This is a genomic window from Kurthia sp. Dielmo, from assembly GCF_000307285.2.
GTDB lineage: Bacteria > Bacillota > Bacilli > Bacillales_A > Planococcaceae > Kurthia > Kurthia populi.
In genome coordinates this window covers 621,958-636,237 of record NZ_HE578956.1, presented here as the reverse complement: position 1 = coordinate 636,237, position 14,280 = coordinate 621,958, and the positions used below count along the sequence as shown (strand labels likewise).

Genomic DNA, 14,280 nt, shown 5'->3' with positions numbered 1-14,280 from the left:
CCCCTATTTATTGGAAAATATCCTTAAAAACCGCTTCTTTTGCAGAAAAAGAATCATACCACGTAATATCCATTTTATTGCGGAAGTAGGTCAATTGTCGTTTAGCATAACGACGAGAGTTTTGTTTTAAGTTTTCAATCGCCTGCTCAAATGTTTCGCGGCCATCAAAATAGTCATACAGTTCCTTATAACCAATCGCGCGAATTGCCTGTACATCGCGAATATCGCGGTCATATAAGCCACGCACCTCATCGACAAGCCCTTGCTCTAGCATCATATCTACACGTAAGTTAATACGCTCATACAATTTTTCACGGTCCATATTAAGGCCGATAATTAAATGATGATATAATGCCTTTTCCCCTTGATGCTGTGCGTCATTCGATTTTTTGACATCGCTATGCTCAGCCATTTCTAGCGCACGAATGACACGACGTGTATTATTCGGATGAATCGTTTTCGCTGTCTCAGGATCTACTGCAGCAAGGCGCGCATGCATTGCCTCAGGTCCTACTTGTTCAAGCGCTGTGTAATACGCCTCACGTACGCCTTCATCGATCTTTTCTTCCGTAAAACGAAAATCATATAGCACTGCTTGCACATATAAGCCTGTACCACCAACGATAATTGGCATTTTACCGCGCGCTTGAATTTCTGTAATTTTTTCACGTACAGCCTGTTGATAATCTGCAACAGAAAAACTATCTGTCGGCTCTAAAATATCGAGTAAATGATGCGGCACGCCGTCCATTTCCTCTGGCGTAATCTTTGCGGTACCGATATTTAAATCGCGGTATACTTGCATCGAATCGCCATTAATAATTTCTCCATCGAGCTTTTTAGCAAGCTCGATGCTTAGTGCAGTTTTGCCGACTGCCGTTGGTCCGACAATCGCAATCACATCATAGTTGTTGTTCATAAATCTTTTTCTCCAGCCATTTCAAAATCGTTTGATAGATTAGTTGATTATTTGTTTCGTTTAAAATTTCATGTCGCATACCATCAAAAAGATGCACGCTTAGCTTTGAAATGCCCGCATCATAATATTGACGCGCCACTTTCCAAACGCCTTTGCCATAACCACCAATCGGATCATCACTCCCGCTAATGAGGAGCATAGGCAAGTCCTTACGAATTTTCGCGACTTCTGTTGGACGAGATGCCACTTCAAAGCCTTCCATAAAATCCGCATAAAACTGATTTGTTGACGTATAGTTGCAATACGGATCTTTTAAATAGGCCGCGACTTGCGCCCGATCCGTTGACAACCAGTCCTTGGGTGTTTCGGCATTTTTTATTTTACGATTATTACTTGAGCCGCCTAATCGGTCAATTAGCTTAGCCTCGGTCGCTTCTCCGTCTCGCTTCGCTAAACGTTTCGCCAGTTGCGCAGCTACTTGATGAATTGGTGAATGCACAAGCGTCCCCATAATGATTACCTTTTGAATCGTATCACTATACAGTTCAATAAAACGACGTGTTACAATCGAGCCCATACTATGCCCTAATAATATCGGCTTTGGCAAATCGTAGCGTGTACGCAACGTCATCATGACGAAATGCACGTCTTCGACTACTTTATTAAAGCCATCTGTTGGGCCATAATAACCGAGCGGTGTATGATTGAGTTCTGCATTTTTCCCATGTCCTCGGTGTGAATGCAAGCCCACGACATAGCCATTTGAAGCGATATAACGCGCAAAATCATCATAACGTCCATGATACTCTGACATCCCATGCAGAATATGCAGATAGCCCTTTTGCTCACCATCTGGCATATATACAGCGGTTGCTAATTGATAGCCATCCGGTGTTGTCAAAATAAATTCTTCTTTACGCATACGTGCCATCCTTTGCAAAATGTGCGGCATCATGTAGTAACTCTTCTACTTCTAAACGATAACGCTCTTTTTCCGCTTCACTATAATGTAGTAAATCGGCCATCAATTGTTGGACACCGTCTTTGTAGTTGTGCACGCTATCAATATTGAAGAACATACGACCTGTACGACGTACAAGTACATCAGACGGGCGATACGCAAATTCATGCTCCACTGCATACACGACCTCTGCATAAATATCTGCTGGCAATCCAAACGTATCCTCCGGCATTGCAGCGATAATTTTAAATAATTTGCTGACATTCGCACCGTATTTTTCGACTAAATGGCGCGCCTGCTTCGTTTCAAGACCTAATCCCTCACCATCTGCTGTTCGTTTTGCAACAAATGATTCAAACGTTTCTGGCGTTAAGCCCTCTGCACCTGCTAATGGTAAATGCTGCGTTTGACACGCTGCATAATGCTTAAACTGCTTACGCTTCGCTAAACGGTCAACAATGTCCTTTGCCATATGACGATAACCTGTCAGTTTACCACCCGCAATCGTTAGTAGACCCGTTGGCGCCTCCCAAATTTCATCTTTACGTGAAATTTCAGAAGGGTCCTTACCATCTTCATAAATTAATGGACGTACCCCTGCCCAGCAAGATTCCACGTCTTTTTGTGTCACATGAACATCTGGGAACATATAATGAATCGTATCTAAAATATACGTAATGTCCTCTTGCTCAGCTATAGGCTTTTTCGGATCCTCATCATAAAATGTATCCGTTGTCCCAATATATGCCTTGCCCTCACGTGGAATCGCAAATACCATACGGCCATCTGGTGTATCAAAATATACCGATTGATGGAGTGGGAATACGGATTGATCAATGACAATATGAACTCCTTTTGTCATACGAAGCTTTTTATTATTTGATACGACGTCTTTTTCACGAACTTTATCCGTCCATGGACCCGTTGCATTAATAACCGACAATGCTTCAATATCAATTGTACGTCCTGACACTTCATCTTTCACTCTCGCACCAGCTACACGCCCATTTTTATATGTGAACTCTTCCATTTTTGCATAGTTTAAGCAAATCGCTCCAAGCTCTACCGCTTTTTTCATTACTTCAATCGTCAAGCGTGCATCATCCGTACGGTATTCCACGTACAGACCGCCGCCTTGTAGACCATCTGTTTTCAAAAGAGGCTCTTTCGTTAATGTTTCATCCGGTGACAACATGACGCGGCGTTCTTCTTTTTTCACTTGCGCTAATGTATCATACACTTTTAACCCAATCGATGTAGACAACGGACCAAATGTGCCCCCTTTATAAAAAGGTAGCAGCATACCAAGTGGTGTCGTAATATGTGGCCCATTTTCATACACAATCGCGCGTTCACGCCCTGTTTCTGCGACAACATCAATTTGTAATTGTTTTAAATAACGTAGTCCGCCGTGGACAAGCTTTGTTGAGCGGCTTGATGTCCCTGCCGCAAAATCCTGCATTTCCACAAGCGCTACTGAAAAGCCGCGTGATACGGCATCTAATGCAATTCCTGCACCTGTAATTCCACCACCAATAACGAGTAAGTCAAATGAATATTTTTCGAGTGTTTCAATCGTTTCTTGACGCTTTTTAGCTGAAAACATGAAATTCTCTCCCTTCAAATTTACATAACACGTTTAAACATTTTTTCAATTTCATACGTTCTAAAATGCACGACTACCGGACGACCATGTGGACATGTAAATGGATTCACACATTTTTTCAAATCGACTAATAAACGTTCCATTTGCTGTTTATCTAAGTAGTGATTCGCTTTAATCGACTTTTTACAGCTCATCATAATCGCTGCTGCTTCGCGAAGTTTTTTAATATCGGTTTTTCGCACAGTCAGCACTTGTTCGATAAGCTCTTCAATAATTTCCTGCTCCATTCCTTTTGGGAACCATACAGGATGCTCTCTGACGATAAATGAATGCTGCCCAAACTCTTCTAAAAATACACCTACTTCGGTCAATTCATCCATATGCTCAACTAATTTTAATGATTCATCAGCTGAGTAATGGAACGTCAGCGGTAATAATAGCGCCTGGCGTTCACCCGCGTTCACTTCACCAACCATATCCTTGAAAAACTCATATTTAATACGTTCTTGTGCGGCATGTTGGTCAATTAAGTAAAAGCCATCTTCACTTTGCGCAATAATATATGTGCCATGAATTTGCCCGACAATTTCTACCATCGGGAACGGCTCTTTAATCGGTGATGCTTCCGAAAATTCCTGTTCAGGCCAGTCGGTATTTTCCTCTAGCTGCTCCACTTGTTCGGCAGGCATATTGTGATTTTCACGTTCTCTTATCTGTTCCCATGTTTCAGGTTCGCTAAAACCTTTCTCAGCAGGTTCATTTAATTCATAACGCGGATTTTGCGGCGCTTCTAATATCGTTTCTGCTACGTTCTTGTGCGGTAATTCTTTTGGACGTGGCTTATCGCCAAATTGCTCAACAGCCGTTTTTTGATAATCCAAGCCTTTCCAAAAATTAATTTGCTCTGTTTGGGCCGCTTGCTTTTTCGGTTTCTTCATAATTTCAGGTGCTTGCATCGATGCACGAACTGCGTTGTGAAGAGACGTTTCAATAAGTTTCATTAAATCGCCTTCCTTACTCAGACGTATTTGCTGCTTCGATGGATGGACGTTAACATCTGTTAAAAAAGGATCGCCCTCAATATGCAGCACCGCGATTGGAAAACGACCAATCGGTAAATACGTATGATACGCGTCAATAATCGCCTTTTGCACTGTATAATGACGCACCCAGCGTCCATTCACAAAAATCGATACATAGTTTTTAGAGGCGCGCGTAATTTCTGGAATTGTCGCATAGCCGGTCACTTTATAATCGGCGGTCTCCCCTTCAAAATGGACCATTTTTTTTGCATTCGCCAAACCATAAATCGCTGCTAGTACTTGGCGTAAATCGCCACGACCATTTGTTTTTAATAGTTCGTGGTCGTGATGTACGAGCTTAAAAGCAATTTGCGGGTAGCACAGCGCCAGGCGGTTCATTAAATCAATCGTATGCCCAAGCTCTGTTTGGATCGTCTTCATATATTTTAAGCGCGCAGGTGTATTGTAAAATAACTGCGCCACCGTAATATCGGTCCCTTTACGCAGTGGTCCTGGTCGCTTATTCACGACATGACCACCCTCTAATACAACTTCAATGCCACTATCGCCATTAGATGTAGCGAGCGTTACTTTTGATACCGATGCAATTGACGCCAGCGCTTCACCACGGAACCCGAGTGTACGAATACGGAAAAGGTCATGTTCATTAGTGATTTTACTCGTCGCATGACGCTGGAAGGATACTAAAGCATCCTCCTCATCCATGCCACTCCCGTTATCAATAACTTGAATCGACATCAAGCCCGCTTCCTCAAGTAACACTTCAATCGATGTACTGCCTGCATCAATTGCATTTTCTACTAATTCTTTCACAACAGAGGCTGGGCGTTCGACAACTTCCCCTGCCGCAATTTTATTCGATAGAAATTCATCCATAATATGAATCTTGCCCATATCGAATGCACTTCCTTTACGTTATTTTTTTAGCAATTGTTGCTGTAAACGGTAAACCATTTGCAAGGCATCCATCGGTGTCGTTCCAGAGATGTTTATGCCTCGTAATTCCATCAGTACATCTTGCTCCTCTTGTGTTTGTTCCTCAAATAAAGACAGTTGTGCAGAAGATTCTGCTACAGCCGTTGCCGTCGCTACTTCAGCGATACGCTCAACTGGTACCTCAACAATGCGTTCAACCGGTACTTCGACACGTTTTTCGACAATACGCTCAACGGGTACTTCAATGCGTTTTTCAACGATTTTTACCTCACCCTCATTTTGCGACTCGAATTGTTCAAGTAACACATGCGCACGTTCGATAATTTCCGTTGGTAAATCGGCAAGCTGTGCCACATGAATCCCATATGACTTATCAGCTGGCCCTTCTTTTACTTTATGCAAGAATACAACACGACCATCCTGCTCTGTTGCAGAAACATGTACATTACGTAAATGCGACAGCTGCTCTTCTAGCGACGTTAATTCGTGATAGTGCGTTGAGAATAATGTATTTGCGCCAATATGGTCATGAATATATTCCATCATGGCCTGTGCTAAGCTCATGCCGTCATACGTGGATGTCCCACGACCAATTTCATCAAATAATAATAAACTACGAGACGTAGCATTCATGATGGCATGTTGGGATTCAAGCATTTCCACCATAAATGTCGATTGACCACCTGCTAAGTCATCAGCTGCACCAATGCGCGTGAAAATCTGGTCGGTAATCGGTAACACTGCCTCATCCGCTGGTACATAGCAGCCCATTTGTGCCATGACCGTAATAAGTGCTACTTGACGCATATACGTTGATTTACCCGACATATTCGGACCTGTAATTAGCATCATATTTTCCGCTTCATTGAGCACACAGTCATTTGGTACATACGTTGATTTATTCAACATTTTTTCAACAACCGGGTGACGCCCGTTGATGATTTTTAGTGCGCGGTCTGCATGGAATACCGGCTTCACAAAACGATATTTTTCCGATACCGTCGCAAACGCTGCATACACATCTAGCTCACTAATTTGTGCTGCAATTTTTTGCAGACGACCAATGTATTGCTTCATCGTCTCACGGATTTCTGTAAATAATTTATATTCTAAAACAGCACTTTCTTCCTCTGCATTTAAAATAAGCGCTTCTTTTTCTTTTAATTCCTCTGAAATATAACGCTCTGAATTCGTTAACGTTTGCTTGCGCTCATAACGAGATAAATCCGCTAAATGAATATTTGATTTCGTAATTTCAATATAGTAGCCAAATACGCGGTTATAGCCAATTTTTAAGTTTTTAATGCCCGTACGCTCACGTTCTTTTTTCTCTAATTGCGCAATCCAGTCCTTACCATTACGTGAGGCATCACGTAGCTCATCAAGACGTGTATTATAGCCTTCGCGAATAACATCGCCTTCTTTAATTGAAATCGGTGGATTGTCTGTAATCGCTGTTGCAAGATAACGCTCAATATCCTCACATAAATCCAGTGCCTGGCCAAGAGCTACTAAATTATCACGTCCTGATTCTAGTAATTGCTTTTGAATCGCCGGTAGCTGACGTAGTGAATCACGTAGCTGAGCTAAATCACGACCACCTACACTACCAAAAGCTACACGCCCTACAAGACGCTCTAAATCATAAACATTTGTAAATAACTCTTGTAATTCCATGCGTAAAAAATATTCTTCAAGTAATGCTGTCACAACGCCAAGACGTTTTTCAATCGCCTGCTGATTGGCTAGTGGTTGATGGAGCCATTGTTTTAATTTACGACCACCCATTGCTGTGACCGTTTCATCTAGTAGCCATAACAGCGTACCCTTTTGGTCACCACCACGTAATGAGTGGATTAACTCTAGATTACGTTTTGAATGCGTATCAATATTTAAGTATTGCTCGACTTCTTGATAATTAAACGGTTGAATATGTGCGAGCGAGCGCATTTGTGTACGCTCGATATAACGTAATAGCTTGTAAATCGTCGCATGAAGATCATCAGGTGATGCAGTCGTATACATTGCCCCGTTTTCTGCACTCATTGCATCCTCTTCAATTGATAGCACAATCGAATAAACATCTGCGAGTTCCTTTAACTCATCGAAAAAAGCATCGGACACCACGAGTTCACGAATGCCAAGTGACTGTAGCTGCTGCATCAGGTCATCATTTGCACCGTCAACATAGGTTGCTGTTGCTTCACCTGTAGAAATATCTAAATAGCAAAAGCTATAACGTGCGCCAATTTTTTCAGCCGCCGCAATGAATAAATTCGTTTTACCATCCATGCCCTTGCCTTCCATTAACGTCCCTGGTGTCACGACTTGTACCACTTCGCGTCGCACGACACCTTTCGCTTGGCGTGGGTCTTCTGTTTGCTCACAAATGGCTACTTTATAGCCTTTTTGCACAAGCGCCTCAATATAGCCCTGCGCCGAGTGATGTGGGACTCCACACATTGGAATGCGCTCTGGTGCCCCAGCATCTTTCCCCGTTAATGTAATTTCAAGCAACTGCGATGCTTTTGTCGCATCGTCAAAAAACAACTCATAGAAATCGCCTAAACGGAAAAAAACAAACGCGTCTTTATAATCTTTTTTTATATTAATGTATTGTTGCATCATAGGTGTATATCCCATAATCAGTTAAAACCTCGCTTCTACTTTCATTGTTCTTTTATTATATCAAAATTAGCAGGTGAAAAAAGGAATACGTGTTATGATGGAATTTGAAGAGGGAGTGAAGAAAATGCTTGTAACAGGTTCAATTATTGCCATGTTAGCAGTTGTTATTGGTGCATTTGGTGCACACGCGTTAAAGACTCGATTTGAAGGAACAAATTACGGGGAAACGTGGGAGACGGCTGTTAAATATCAAATGTATCATGCACTTGGTCTTATTCTTATCGGCATTCTACAATTCGATACATTACTTGGTACGCAGTCGATTTTTTCAGCAGCAAGCTGGCTAATGGTCATCGGGATTATTTTATTCTCAGGTAGCTTATACGTACTCGCACTCACAGGAATAAAAAAACTCGGTGCGATTACACCACTTGGCGGTCTATGCTTGATTGCCGCTTGGCTTTGCGTCGCGATTGGCGTAGCATAATAAAAAAGAGGCGAGGGACGTATCCCTTGCCTCTTTTTTATTGCAGTAAAAGATTATTCAGCTTCTACGTCTGATTCTGCTTCTACATCTGTGTCCGCATATTGTTCTTCAAAATCTGCAATTAAGTTTACAAAGCCTCTAGGTTCTTCTAGCATACCTAAGTGACCTGTGTTTGTTAACATCATTTCTACGTATAAGTTATCTGTTTCAACAGGCTCTACGATTGTGTCCTCTTTACCTTCGATTACAAGGATTGGTGTTTCCGTTGTATCTAGTAATTGTTGTTGGTTTGGACGTTGTTTCATTGCTTCAAGCGCTGCAACTAAACCTTCTTTTGTAGCACCATTTGCGATTTTTTTAGCAAACTCGACATCAGTAGGTTTTGCATCTTTTTTGAAGAATTTCGTAATTGTGTAATCAACATAGTGCTCAACACCTTGTTTAGTGATGATGGCTTGTTGGTCATTACGTTTTGATTTTGTAAGCTCGCTGTCAGCAGCTGGTGAAGAATAAGCTAATACCGCTTTTGTAATTGGTATTAATTGTTTTTCAAGTGCTGCAAGTGTGATATACCCACCTAGTGAGTGGCCCACCCAAGTTGCTTCCTCGATACCTTCTTCTTTTAACACGTTTACGATTTCTTGTGCATAATCGTATACTGTATACGCTTCTTTTTCCATTACGCTTTCACCATGTCCCGGTAGATCCACAGCAATCACATCAAAACTTTGTGAAAGTGGTCCAATCACGCGGTCAAAAATGGCTGTGCTTCCTAAAAATCCATGGATTAGAACAAGCGGTGCGCCTGTTCCTTGTCGTGTATAGTGTAACATAGCATAGCTCCCTTCAAACTTCCTATATGCTTGTGTATTCCCTACTTTAATTTTGATGAAAACTAACTCGGGTAAATTTGTATTCTAAATTGCATAACGCAACCATACTATAATATAACAAAATTCATCGTCTAATAGGGAGTTCGAGCAGGATTTCTTCTAATTTTCTTAAAAAACATCTACTTTCATATGTTGAAATTTTCATGGAAAATACATAATTTTGAAATTACCTTATAAAATTGGTTATTTTTTGTATCGTTTACGCACATCTAAAATCGACATTTCTTTTAATACGTCTTGCTCCTGTGCTTTCATCCACGTATAAACGGCGACATGAAGTGGTGTCGTTAATCGGTTTCGTTTCACCTCTTGCTTGCGCTCAATAACTTCCTTCACCGTACGTAGCTCTTTCCACACTGTGTAAAACGGCAACTTTAATTTTGTCATAAAGCCCGCCGTATCTTCTAAAACATAACCTTCCATTTCAAGTGTTAGATCATTTGTCACACGTAAATACCATTCATAGAAGCTTAACCAATCCGCAAATTCAGCCATCACCTGCTTCACTGGTAGCGCAAAGGTTTCCGCAAAGCGTACAACCTCATCATAGGGTAGCTTTTCATAGGCAACACTGCGACGCACGATGTCTAATAAAATGAGGCGGTCTGTATCGTAGTCAATAATATGTGGATCTTCTTGAATTTTAATGACTTCAAATACGAGCGCTACATTTTCATCACGCAAAAAGCGTTTTACCGCTTCGCGTTGTTGCGGCTGGACTTGTTTTTCAAATAATTCCTTCACCCATTCGGAATGCATACCATCGATTCGTGATTTCGACGTATAAATGAGCTCATCACTCATCTCGTCATAGCCAACAGTGCCTAGGAAGCCATTCTCTTTTGAGTAAGCGACAACCGGGAATGTTAAATTTTCAGCTAGTGCATCCATTTTCGTGTCTTCTCGCTCGCCAATATTGAAAAATTTATTGTAGGAACGTGCGACAATTTTTTCGTTCTCTGTATTAATAAATAGCCCACGTGCTTTGACATTAAGCGCATCCCAAGCACGCTCTGTAAATGCCTGTCTCGTAAAGTTAAATGAAGAAATATGACCGTCCATCGGTTTTTCTTGCACAAGCTCATGTGCACGTAAATACGCAATAAATTCATCCTCTGGTACATCCTCTTGAATCGTGGTCACCGTATTGTCTTGCGACAGCTCATACACATCATTTTTTATTTCAAATGTCTCAAAACCGTCTTTAGATAACGTCATTGCACGAAGATACTGTCCCTTCTCTACCTGGCCTTCTAAATTAAATGTATGCGGCGTTGCCTGTACTGGTAAATGATATAAATTACGATGACCATGCACCTGATACGTCGTTTCATGCCGCTCCCATAAATGGTCTACATCTAAGCTATAAGAACCAACACCGTATACAAATTGACGTGTCGGCATCAAATGTAAATCCTCTGGCATTTTCGGTATGCCTGCATGGGTAACAAGCACCTCCTGATTATCATACGTATAATATACGACCTGACGCAGACGACGACAAAGCTGGCGCACGTCTTTTTTCGATATATTTGCCGCTTCTAGTTGCTCCTTCGTCGGTCCAAAATTGCCCCCACGGATTTCCTCATCATTCGCCCATGCCTCTAAACTCTTCTCATGGTTACCGCGTAGTAGGACGACATTCGGCTGCTCGTACACTGTTAATAAAAACTGCAGCACCTCCACGTTTTCAAGGCCACGGTCTAAATAATCCCCAACAAAAATATACAACTCATCATTGTGTAGCTCGCTGTTTAAATACTGCTGAAGCGCCGTATAACAGCCGTGTATATCCCCAATATGATGAATTTTTTGCCACTTATTATAGTCAGTTGGCGAATAGGTAATGGCCTCACGAAATTCATGTGGCTTCAGTGTTGTAATCCAGTTCGGCAATGGTGTCGTTTGGATTTGATCATAAACAGTCATAACGGCAGCATCCGGCACATGCTTATACGTCGCACGCATTTTATTTTGCTTTAATACTACGTCAAGTGGCACATCTGAAAAATCGACAGCGTATGTACGGTAGCGATAATGCTGTGCTAATTTTTTGTAGCGTGCTAGCGTCTTACTATTGGCATGCGTCGCATTGACGACAACAAACTCGCCTCGCTTCATACGCGTTTCTAATAAATCGAATAATAAATTCCACACACGGTGGTCATTTTTTTGACTAATCGTTAATTCTCCTGCGTCATTCATTAAGGGCCCTTCAAACATTAGTCGAATCGTATCTGATGATAATGTATATGGTTCTAGACCTTGCTCGGTAATAAATGTGTCTTTTCCTGCGCCCATTGCTCCGCGCAGTAATACTAATTGCTGCATGCTACGTCCTCCTTTATTTGCTGTTCCAACGTAATCACTTATGTATTGATTAACTTTCTATGATACACCAAAATATCAAAAAAATACAAAAATAATAAAATCGCCATAAAAAAGAGACTGGGACAAAACACGTCATGTTCCTTTTTTAGCGTTCGCAACGAAAAACCGGAACCGCGCCACCGCGCGATTCCGGTTTTTCTGATGCTCCTATGAGAGGTGATTTCTACACGTATGTCAAAGCCTCGTTGTTGCTATTTTTCTAGATGATCCGCCATCGTCTTCGCGACAAGCTGTAGTAATTCGTTCACATCTTTATGAACGCCCTTAAACTGGTCTACAATGGGCATATCATCAATCTCTTGCTGCAGTGCATCAATTTTCGCTTCAACCTCATGCTGTGCAACATATTTGCCGTAATGTTGTAAATTGACCGCTTGCTTCTGCAGCAGCTTAATTTCCGCAATTTTTTGTTGCACTTTTTTATTATTATTTAACTGCGCTTCTGCACGTTTGAAAAATGCTACTTCTTCGCTCTGTTCGATTTGAGCAGCAATTTGCTGTGCCTTGCGCTTAATGTCCTCGTTTGAAAAACGTTCAGGCATTAAACCTCCACCTTTTCCACAACCTCTACGAACTCACCATTTAATGAATACATTTTTGCGTCTGTCACACGTACAAGTACACGCTTGCCAATCACTTCTTTTGGTGCGCGGAAGTTGACTAATTTATTGCGACGCGTATAGCCCGCTAAGACATCTTTATTTCGTTTACTTTCGCCGTCTACTAACACTTCAACAACTTGGCCCACATAAGGTTTTAACGCCTTTTCGCTATATTCTCCAACGACCGCATTTAAACGCTGTAAACGCTCTTTTTTTACGTCCATCGGTACATTATCTGCCATTTTTGCAGCAGGTGTGCCCTCACGCGGAGAATAAATATAGGTGAAGGCCATTTCAAAGCCCACCTCACGATAGAGTGATAACGTTTCTTCAAATTGCTCTTCTGTTTCATTCGGGAAGCCAACGATAATATCCGTCGTTAACGCAACATCCGGAATCGCCTTCTTAATTTTAGCAACTAATTCTAAATAACGCTCGCGTGTATACTTACGCGCCATGATTTTTAGCATACTTGTTGAGCCAGATTGTACAGGTAAATGAATATGCTCGACTAAATTACCTTTTTTCGCTAACACATCAATCAAGTAATCATCAAAATCACGTGGATGACTTGTCGTAAAACGAATACGTGGTACATCAATGGTACGAAGCTCATCCATTAAATGGCCTAAGCCATACTCAAAGCCTTCTAAATCCTTACCATACGCATTGACATTTTGACCAAGCAACGTAATTTCTTGATAGCCTTGTGCGGCTAACTCGCGTACTTCCTGAATAATATCTTGCGGTAAACGACTACGCTCTTTCCCGCGTGTATACGGTACGATGCAGTACGTACAGAACTTATCACAGCCGTACATAATGTTTACCCATGCCTTTGTACCACCATTACGCACTTTTGGCATGTTTTCGATGACATCGCCCTCTTTTGACCATACATCGATGACCATTTCTTTTGACATATACGCTTCATTTAAGATTTCTGGTAGCTTATGAATATTATGAGTACCGAAAATAATATCGACCTGATCATATGTTTTTAAGATTTTATTAACGACCGCTTCCTCCTGTGACATACAGCCACAAACGCCAAGTAATAAATCAGGATTTTTCGTTTTTAATGGTTTTAAATGACCCAGCTCACCAAACACACGATTTTCCGCATTTTCACGAATCGCACATGTATTCAGTAAAATCACATTAGCCTCGTTAACATCCTCTGTTGCTTCGTATCCTAGACTTTCAAAAATTCCTGCCATCACTTCAGTATCATGGACATTCATTTGACAGCCAAAAGTTTGAATCATAAATTTACGGCCATTGCCCATGCCTTTAAATTGCGCATTAATTGAAAATTGCTCATACGCAACCTCTTCTTTACCACGCTTTTTCGCATCTTTTAGTGAAGGTGCTTGAAAATAGGCACTATAGTCCTTTGTCGGTTGTAGTGGTTTGAACGGCTTCGCCTGCTCGTTCATGTTACGTTGTTCTTCGTTCATTATTTTATCCCCCTCAAAATCATCCCTCTTATTATACGGAATTCAGCGAGGTTTGGAAATGATTTACGGCAAGTACAACTGCTTCATACTTTTATAATCAACTTTACCGGTGTGCAAATGCGGTAGCTCTTCGACGCTTTCGACCTGTACATAGTTGGAATGCAAGTTATAGAGCTGGCATAAAAAGCGCTTCACACGTGATGCATCGCCGTGTTCAATTACCGCGACAAGTTGTTGGTCATTACCTACACAGGCGACCGTTACACCAAATTTCTTCGCGACCGCCTTTTCAACATCATGTAAATTAATGCGTAGCCCTTTAATTTTAATAAAACTTTTCATGCGCCCAATTAA

The 14,280-nt window shown here is 41.5% G+C and carries 10 protein-coding genes and 1 pseudogene; 1 reads left to right on the top strand and 10 read right to left on the bottom strand.

From position 1 onward, the window contains the following. Positions 1-7: 7 nt before the first annotated feature. The 5 genes from miaA to mutS are packed head-to-tail and all read right to left on the bottom strand — an operon-like array spanning position 8 to position 8,093. The gene (gene miaA, locus KTHG_RS03440; protein ID WP_020189529.1) at positions 8-919 is read right to left on the bottom strand and encodes a tRNA (adenosine(37)-N6)-dimethylallyltransferase MiaA; all 912 of its coding nucleotides are present in this window, start codon (positions 917-919) and stop codon (positions 8-10) included. Next, positions 903-1,841: an alpha/beta fold hydrolase gene (locus KTHG_RS03435; RefSeq protein ID WP_020189528.1), complete on the bottom strand. Its 939-nt coding sequence runs from the start codon at positions 1,839-1,841 to the stop codon at positions 903-905. The genes miaA and KTHG_RS03435 overlap by 17 nt, the downstream gene beginning before the upstream one ends. After that, the gene (locus KTHG_RS03430) at positions 1,834-3,486 is read right to left on the bottom strand and encodes a glycerol-3-phosphate dehydrogenase/oxidase (RefSeq protein ID WP_020189527.1); all 1,653 of its coding nucleotides are present in this window, start codon (positions 3,484-3,486) and stop codon (positions 1,834-1,836) included. The genes KTHG_RS03435 and KTHG_RS03430 overlap by 8 nt, the downstream gene beginning before the upstream one ends. Before the next feature lie 20 nt (positions 3,487-3,506). After that, entirely contained in the window at positions 3,507-5,423 is a 1,917-nt protein-coding gene (gene mutL / locus KTHG_RS03425) for a DNA mismatch repair endonuclease MutL (RefSeq protein ID WP_020189526.1), read from the bottom strand. A 21-nt stretch (positions 5,424-5,444) separates the two neighbouring features. Next, positions 5,445-8,093 (bottom strand): DNA mismatch repair protein MutS, encoded by a 2,649-nt coding sequence (gene mutS, locus KTHG_RS03420; RefSeq protein ID WP_020189525.1) that lies wholly within the window; start codon positions 8,091-8,093, stop codon positions 5,445-5,447. A gap of 94 nt (positions 8,094-8,187) precedes the next feature. Here mutS and KTHG_RS03415 point away from each other — a divergent pair, with 94 nt between their 5' ends. Further along, positions 8,188-8,580: a DUF423 domain-containing protein gene (locus KTHG_RS03415; RefSeq protein WP_020189524.1), complete on the top strand. Its 393-nt coding sequence runs from the start codon at positions 8,188-8,190 to the stop codon at positions 8,578-8,580. A 53-nt stretch (positions 8,581-8,633) separates the two neighbouring features. On the opposite strand, the gene KTHG_RS03410 is transcribed toward KTHG_RS03415, so the two are convergent. The 5 genes and pseudogenes from KTHG_RS03410 to KTHG_RS03390 form a co-directional block, all read right to left on the bottom strand. Further along, the gene (locus KTHG_RS03410; protein ID WP_020189523.1) at positions 8,634-9,413 is read right to left on the bottom strand and encodes an alpha/beta fold hydrolase; all 780 of its coding nucleotides are present in this window, start codon (positions 9,411-9,413) and stop codon (positions 8,634-8,636) included. A 243-nt stretch (positions 9,414-9,656) separates the two neighbouring features. Further along, entirely contained in the window at positions 9,657-11,804 is a 2,148-nt protein-coding gene (locus KTHG_RS03405; RefSeq protein ID WP_020189522.1) for an RNA ligase, read from the bottom strand. Between the two features lie 251 nt (positions 11,805-12,055). After that, on the bottom strand, positions 12,056-12,406 hold the full coding sequence (locus KTHG_RS03400; RefSeq protein WP_020189521.1) for a YlbF/YmcA family competence regulator: 351 nt from the start codon (positions 12,404-12,406) through the stop codon (positions 12,056-12,058). After that, positions 12,406-13,926 (bottom strand): tRNA (N6-isopentenyl adenosine(37)-C2)-methylthiotransferase MiaB, encoded by a 1,521-nt coding sequence (miaB, locus tag KTHG_RS03395; RefSeq protein ID WP_020189520.1) that lies wholly within the window; start codon positions 13,924-13,926, stop codon positions 12,406-12,408. The genes KTHG_RS03400 and miaB overlap by 1 nt, the downstream gene beginning before the upstream one ends. Positions 13,927-13,989: 63 nt before the next feature. Then, positions 13,990-14,280 (bottom strand): annotated as a pseudogene (locus KTHG_RS03390) (AMP-binding protein); the annotation flags it as partial.

Excerpts from the sequence above, each read along its gene's own strand:
- KTHG_RS03410 (WP_020189523.1), bottom strand. The coding sequence starts at position 9,413 with ATGTTACACTATACACGACAAGGAACAGGCGCACCGCTTGTTCTAATC.
- KTHG_RS03400 (WP_020189521.1), bottom strand. The coding sequence starts at position 12,406 with ATGCCTGAACGTTTTTCAAACGAGGACATTAAGCGCAAGGCACAGCAA.
- KTHG_RS03415 (WP_020189524.1), top strand. The coding sequence starts at position 8,188 with ATGATGGAATTTGAAGAGGGAGTGAAGAAAATGCTTGTAACAGGTTCA.
- mutS (WP_020189525.1), bottom strand. The coding sequence starts at position 8,093 with ATGATGCAACAATACATTAATATAAAAAAAGATTATAAAGACGCGTTT.
- miaB (WP_020189520.1), bottom strand. The coding sequence starts at position 13,926 with ATGAACGAAGAACAACGTAACATGAACGAGCAGGCGAAGCCGTTCAAA.
- KTHG_RS03435 (WP_020189528.1), bottom strand. The coding sequence starts at position 1,841 with ATGCGTAAAGAAGAATTTATTTTGACAACACCGGATGGCTATCAATTA.
- mutL (WP_020189526.1), bottom strand. The coding sequence starts at position 5,423 with ATGGGCAAGATTCATATTATGGATGAATTTCTATCGAATAAAATTGCG.
- KTHG_RS03430 (WP_020189527.1), bottom strand. The coding sequence starts at position 3,486 with ATGTTTTCAGCTAAAAAGCGTCAAGAAACGATTGAAACACTCGAAAAA.
- KTHG_RS03405 (WP_020189522.1), bottom strand. The coding sequence starts at position 11,804 with ATGCAGCAATTAGTATTACTGCGCGGAGCAATGGGCGCAGGAAAAGAC.
- miaA (WP_020189529.1), bottom strand. The coding sequence starts at position 919 with ATGAACAACAACTATGATGTGATTGCGATTGTCGGACCAACGGCAGTC.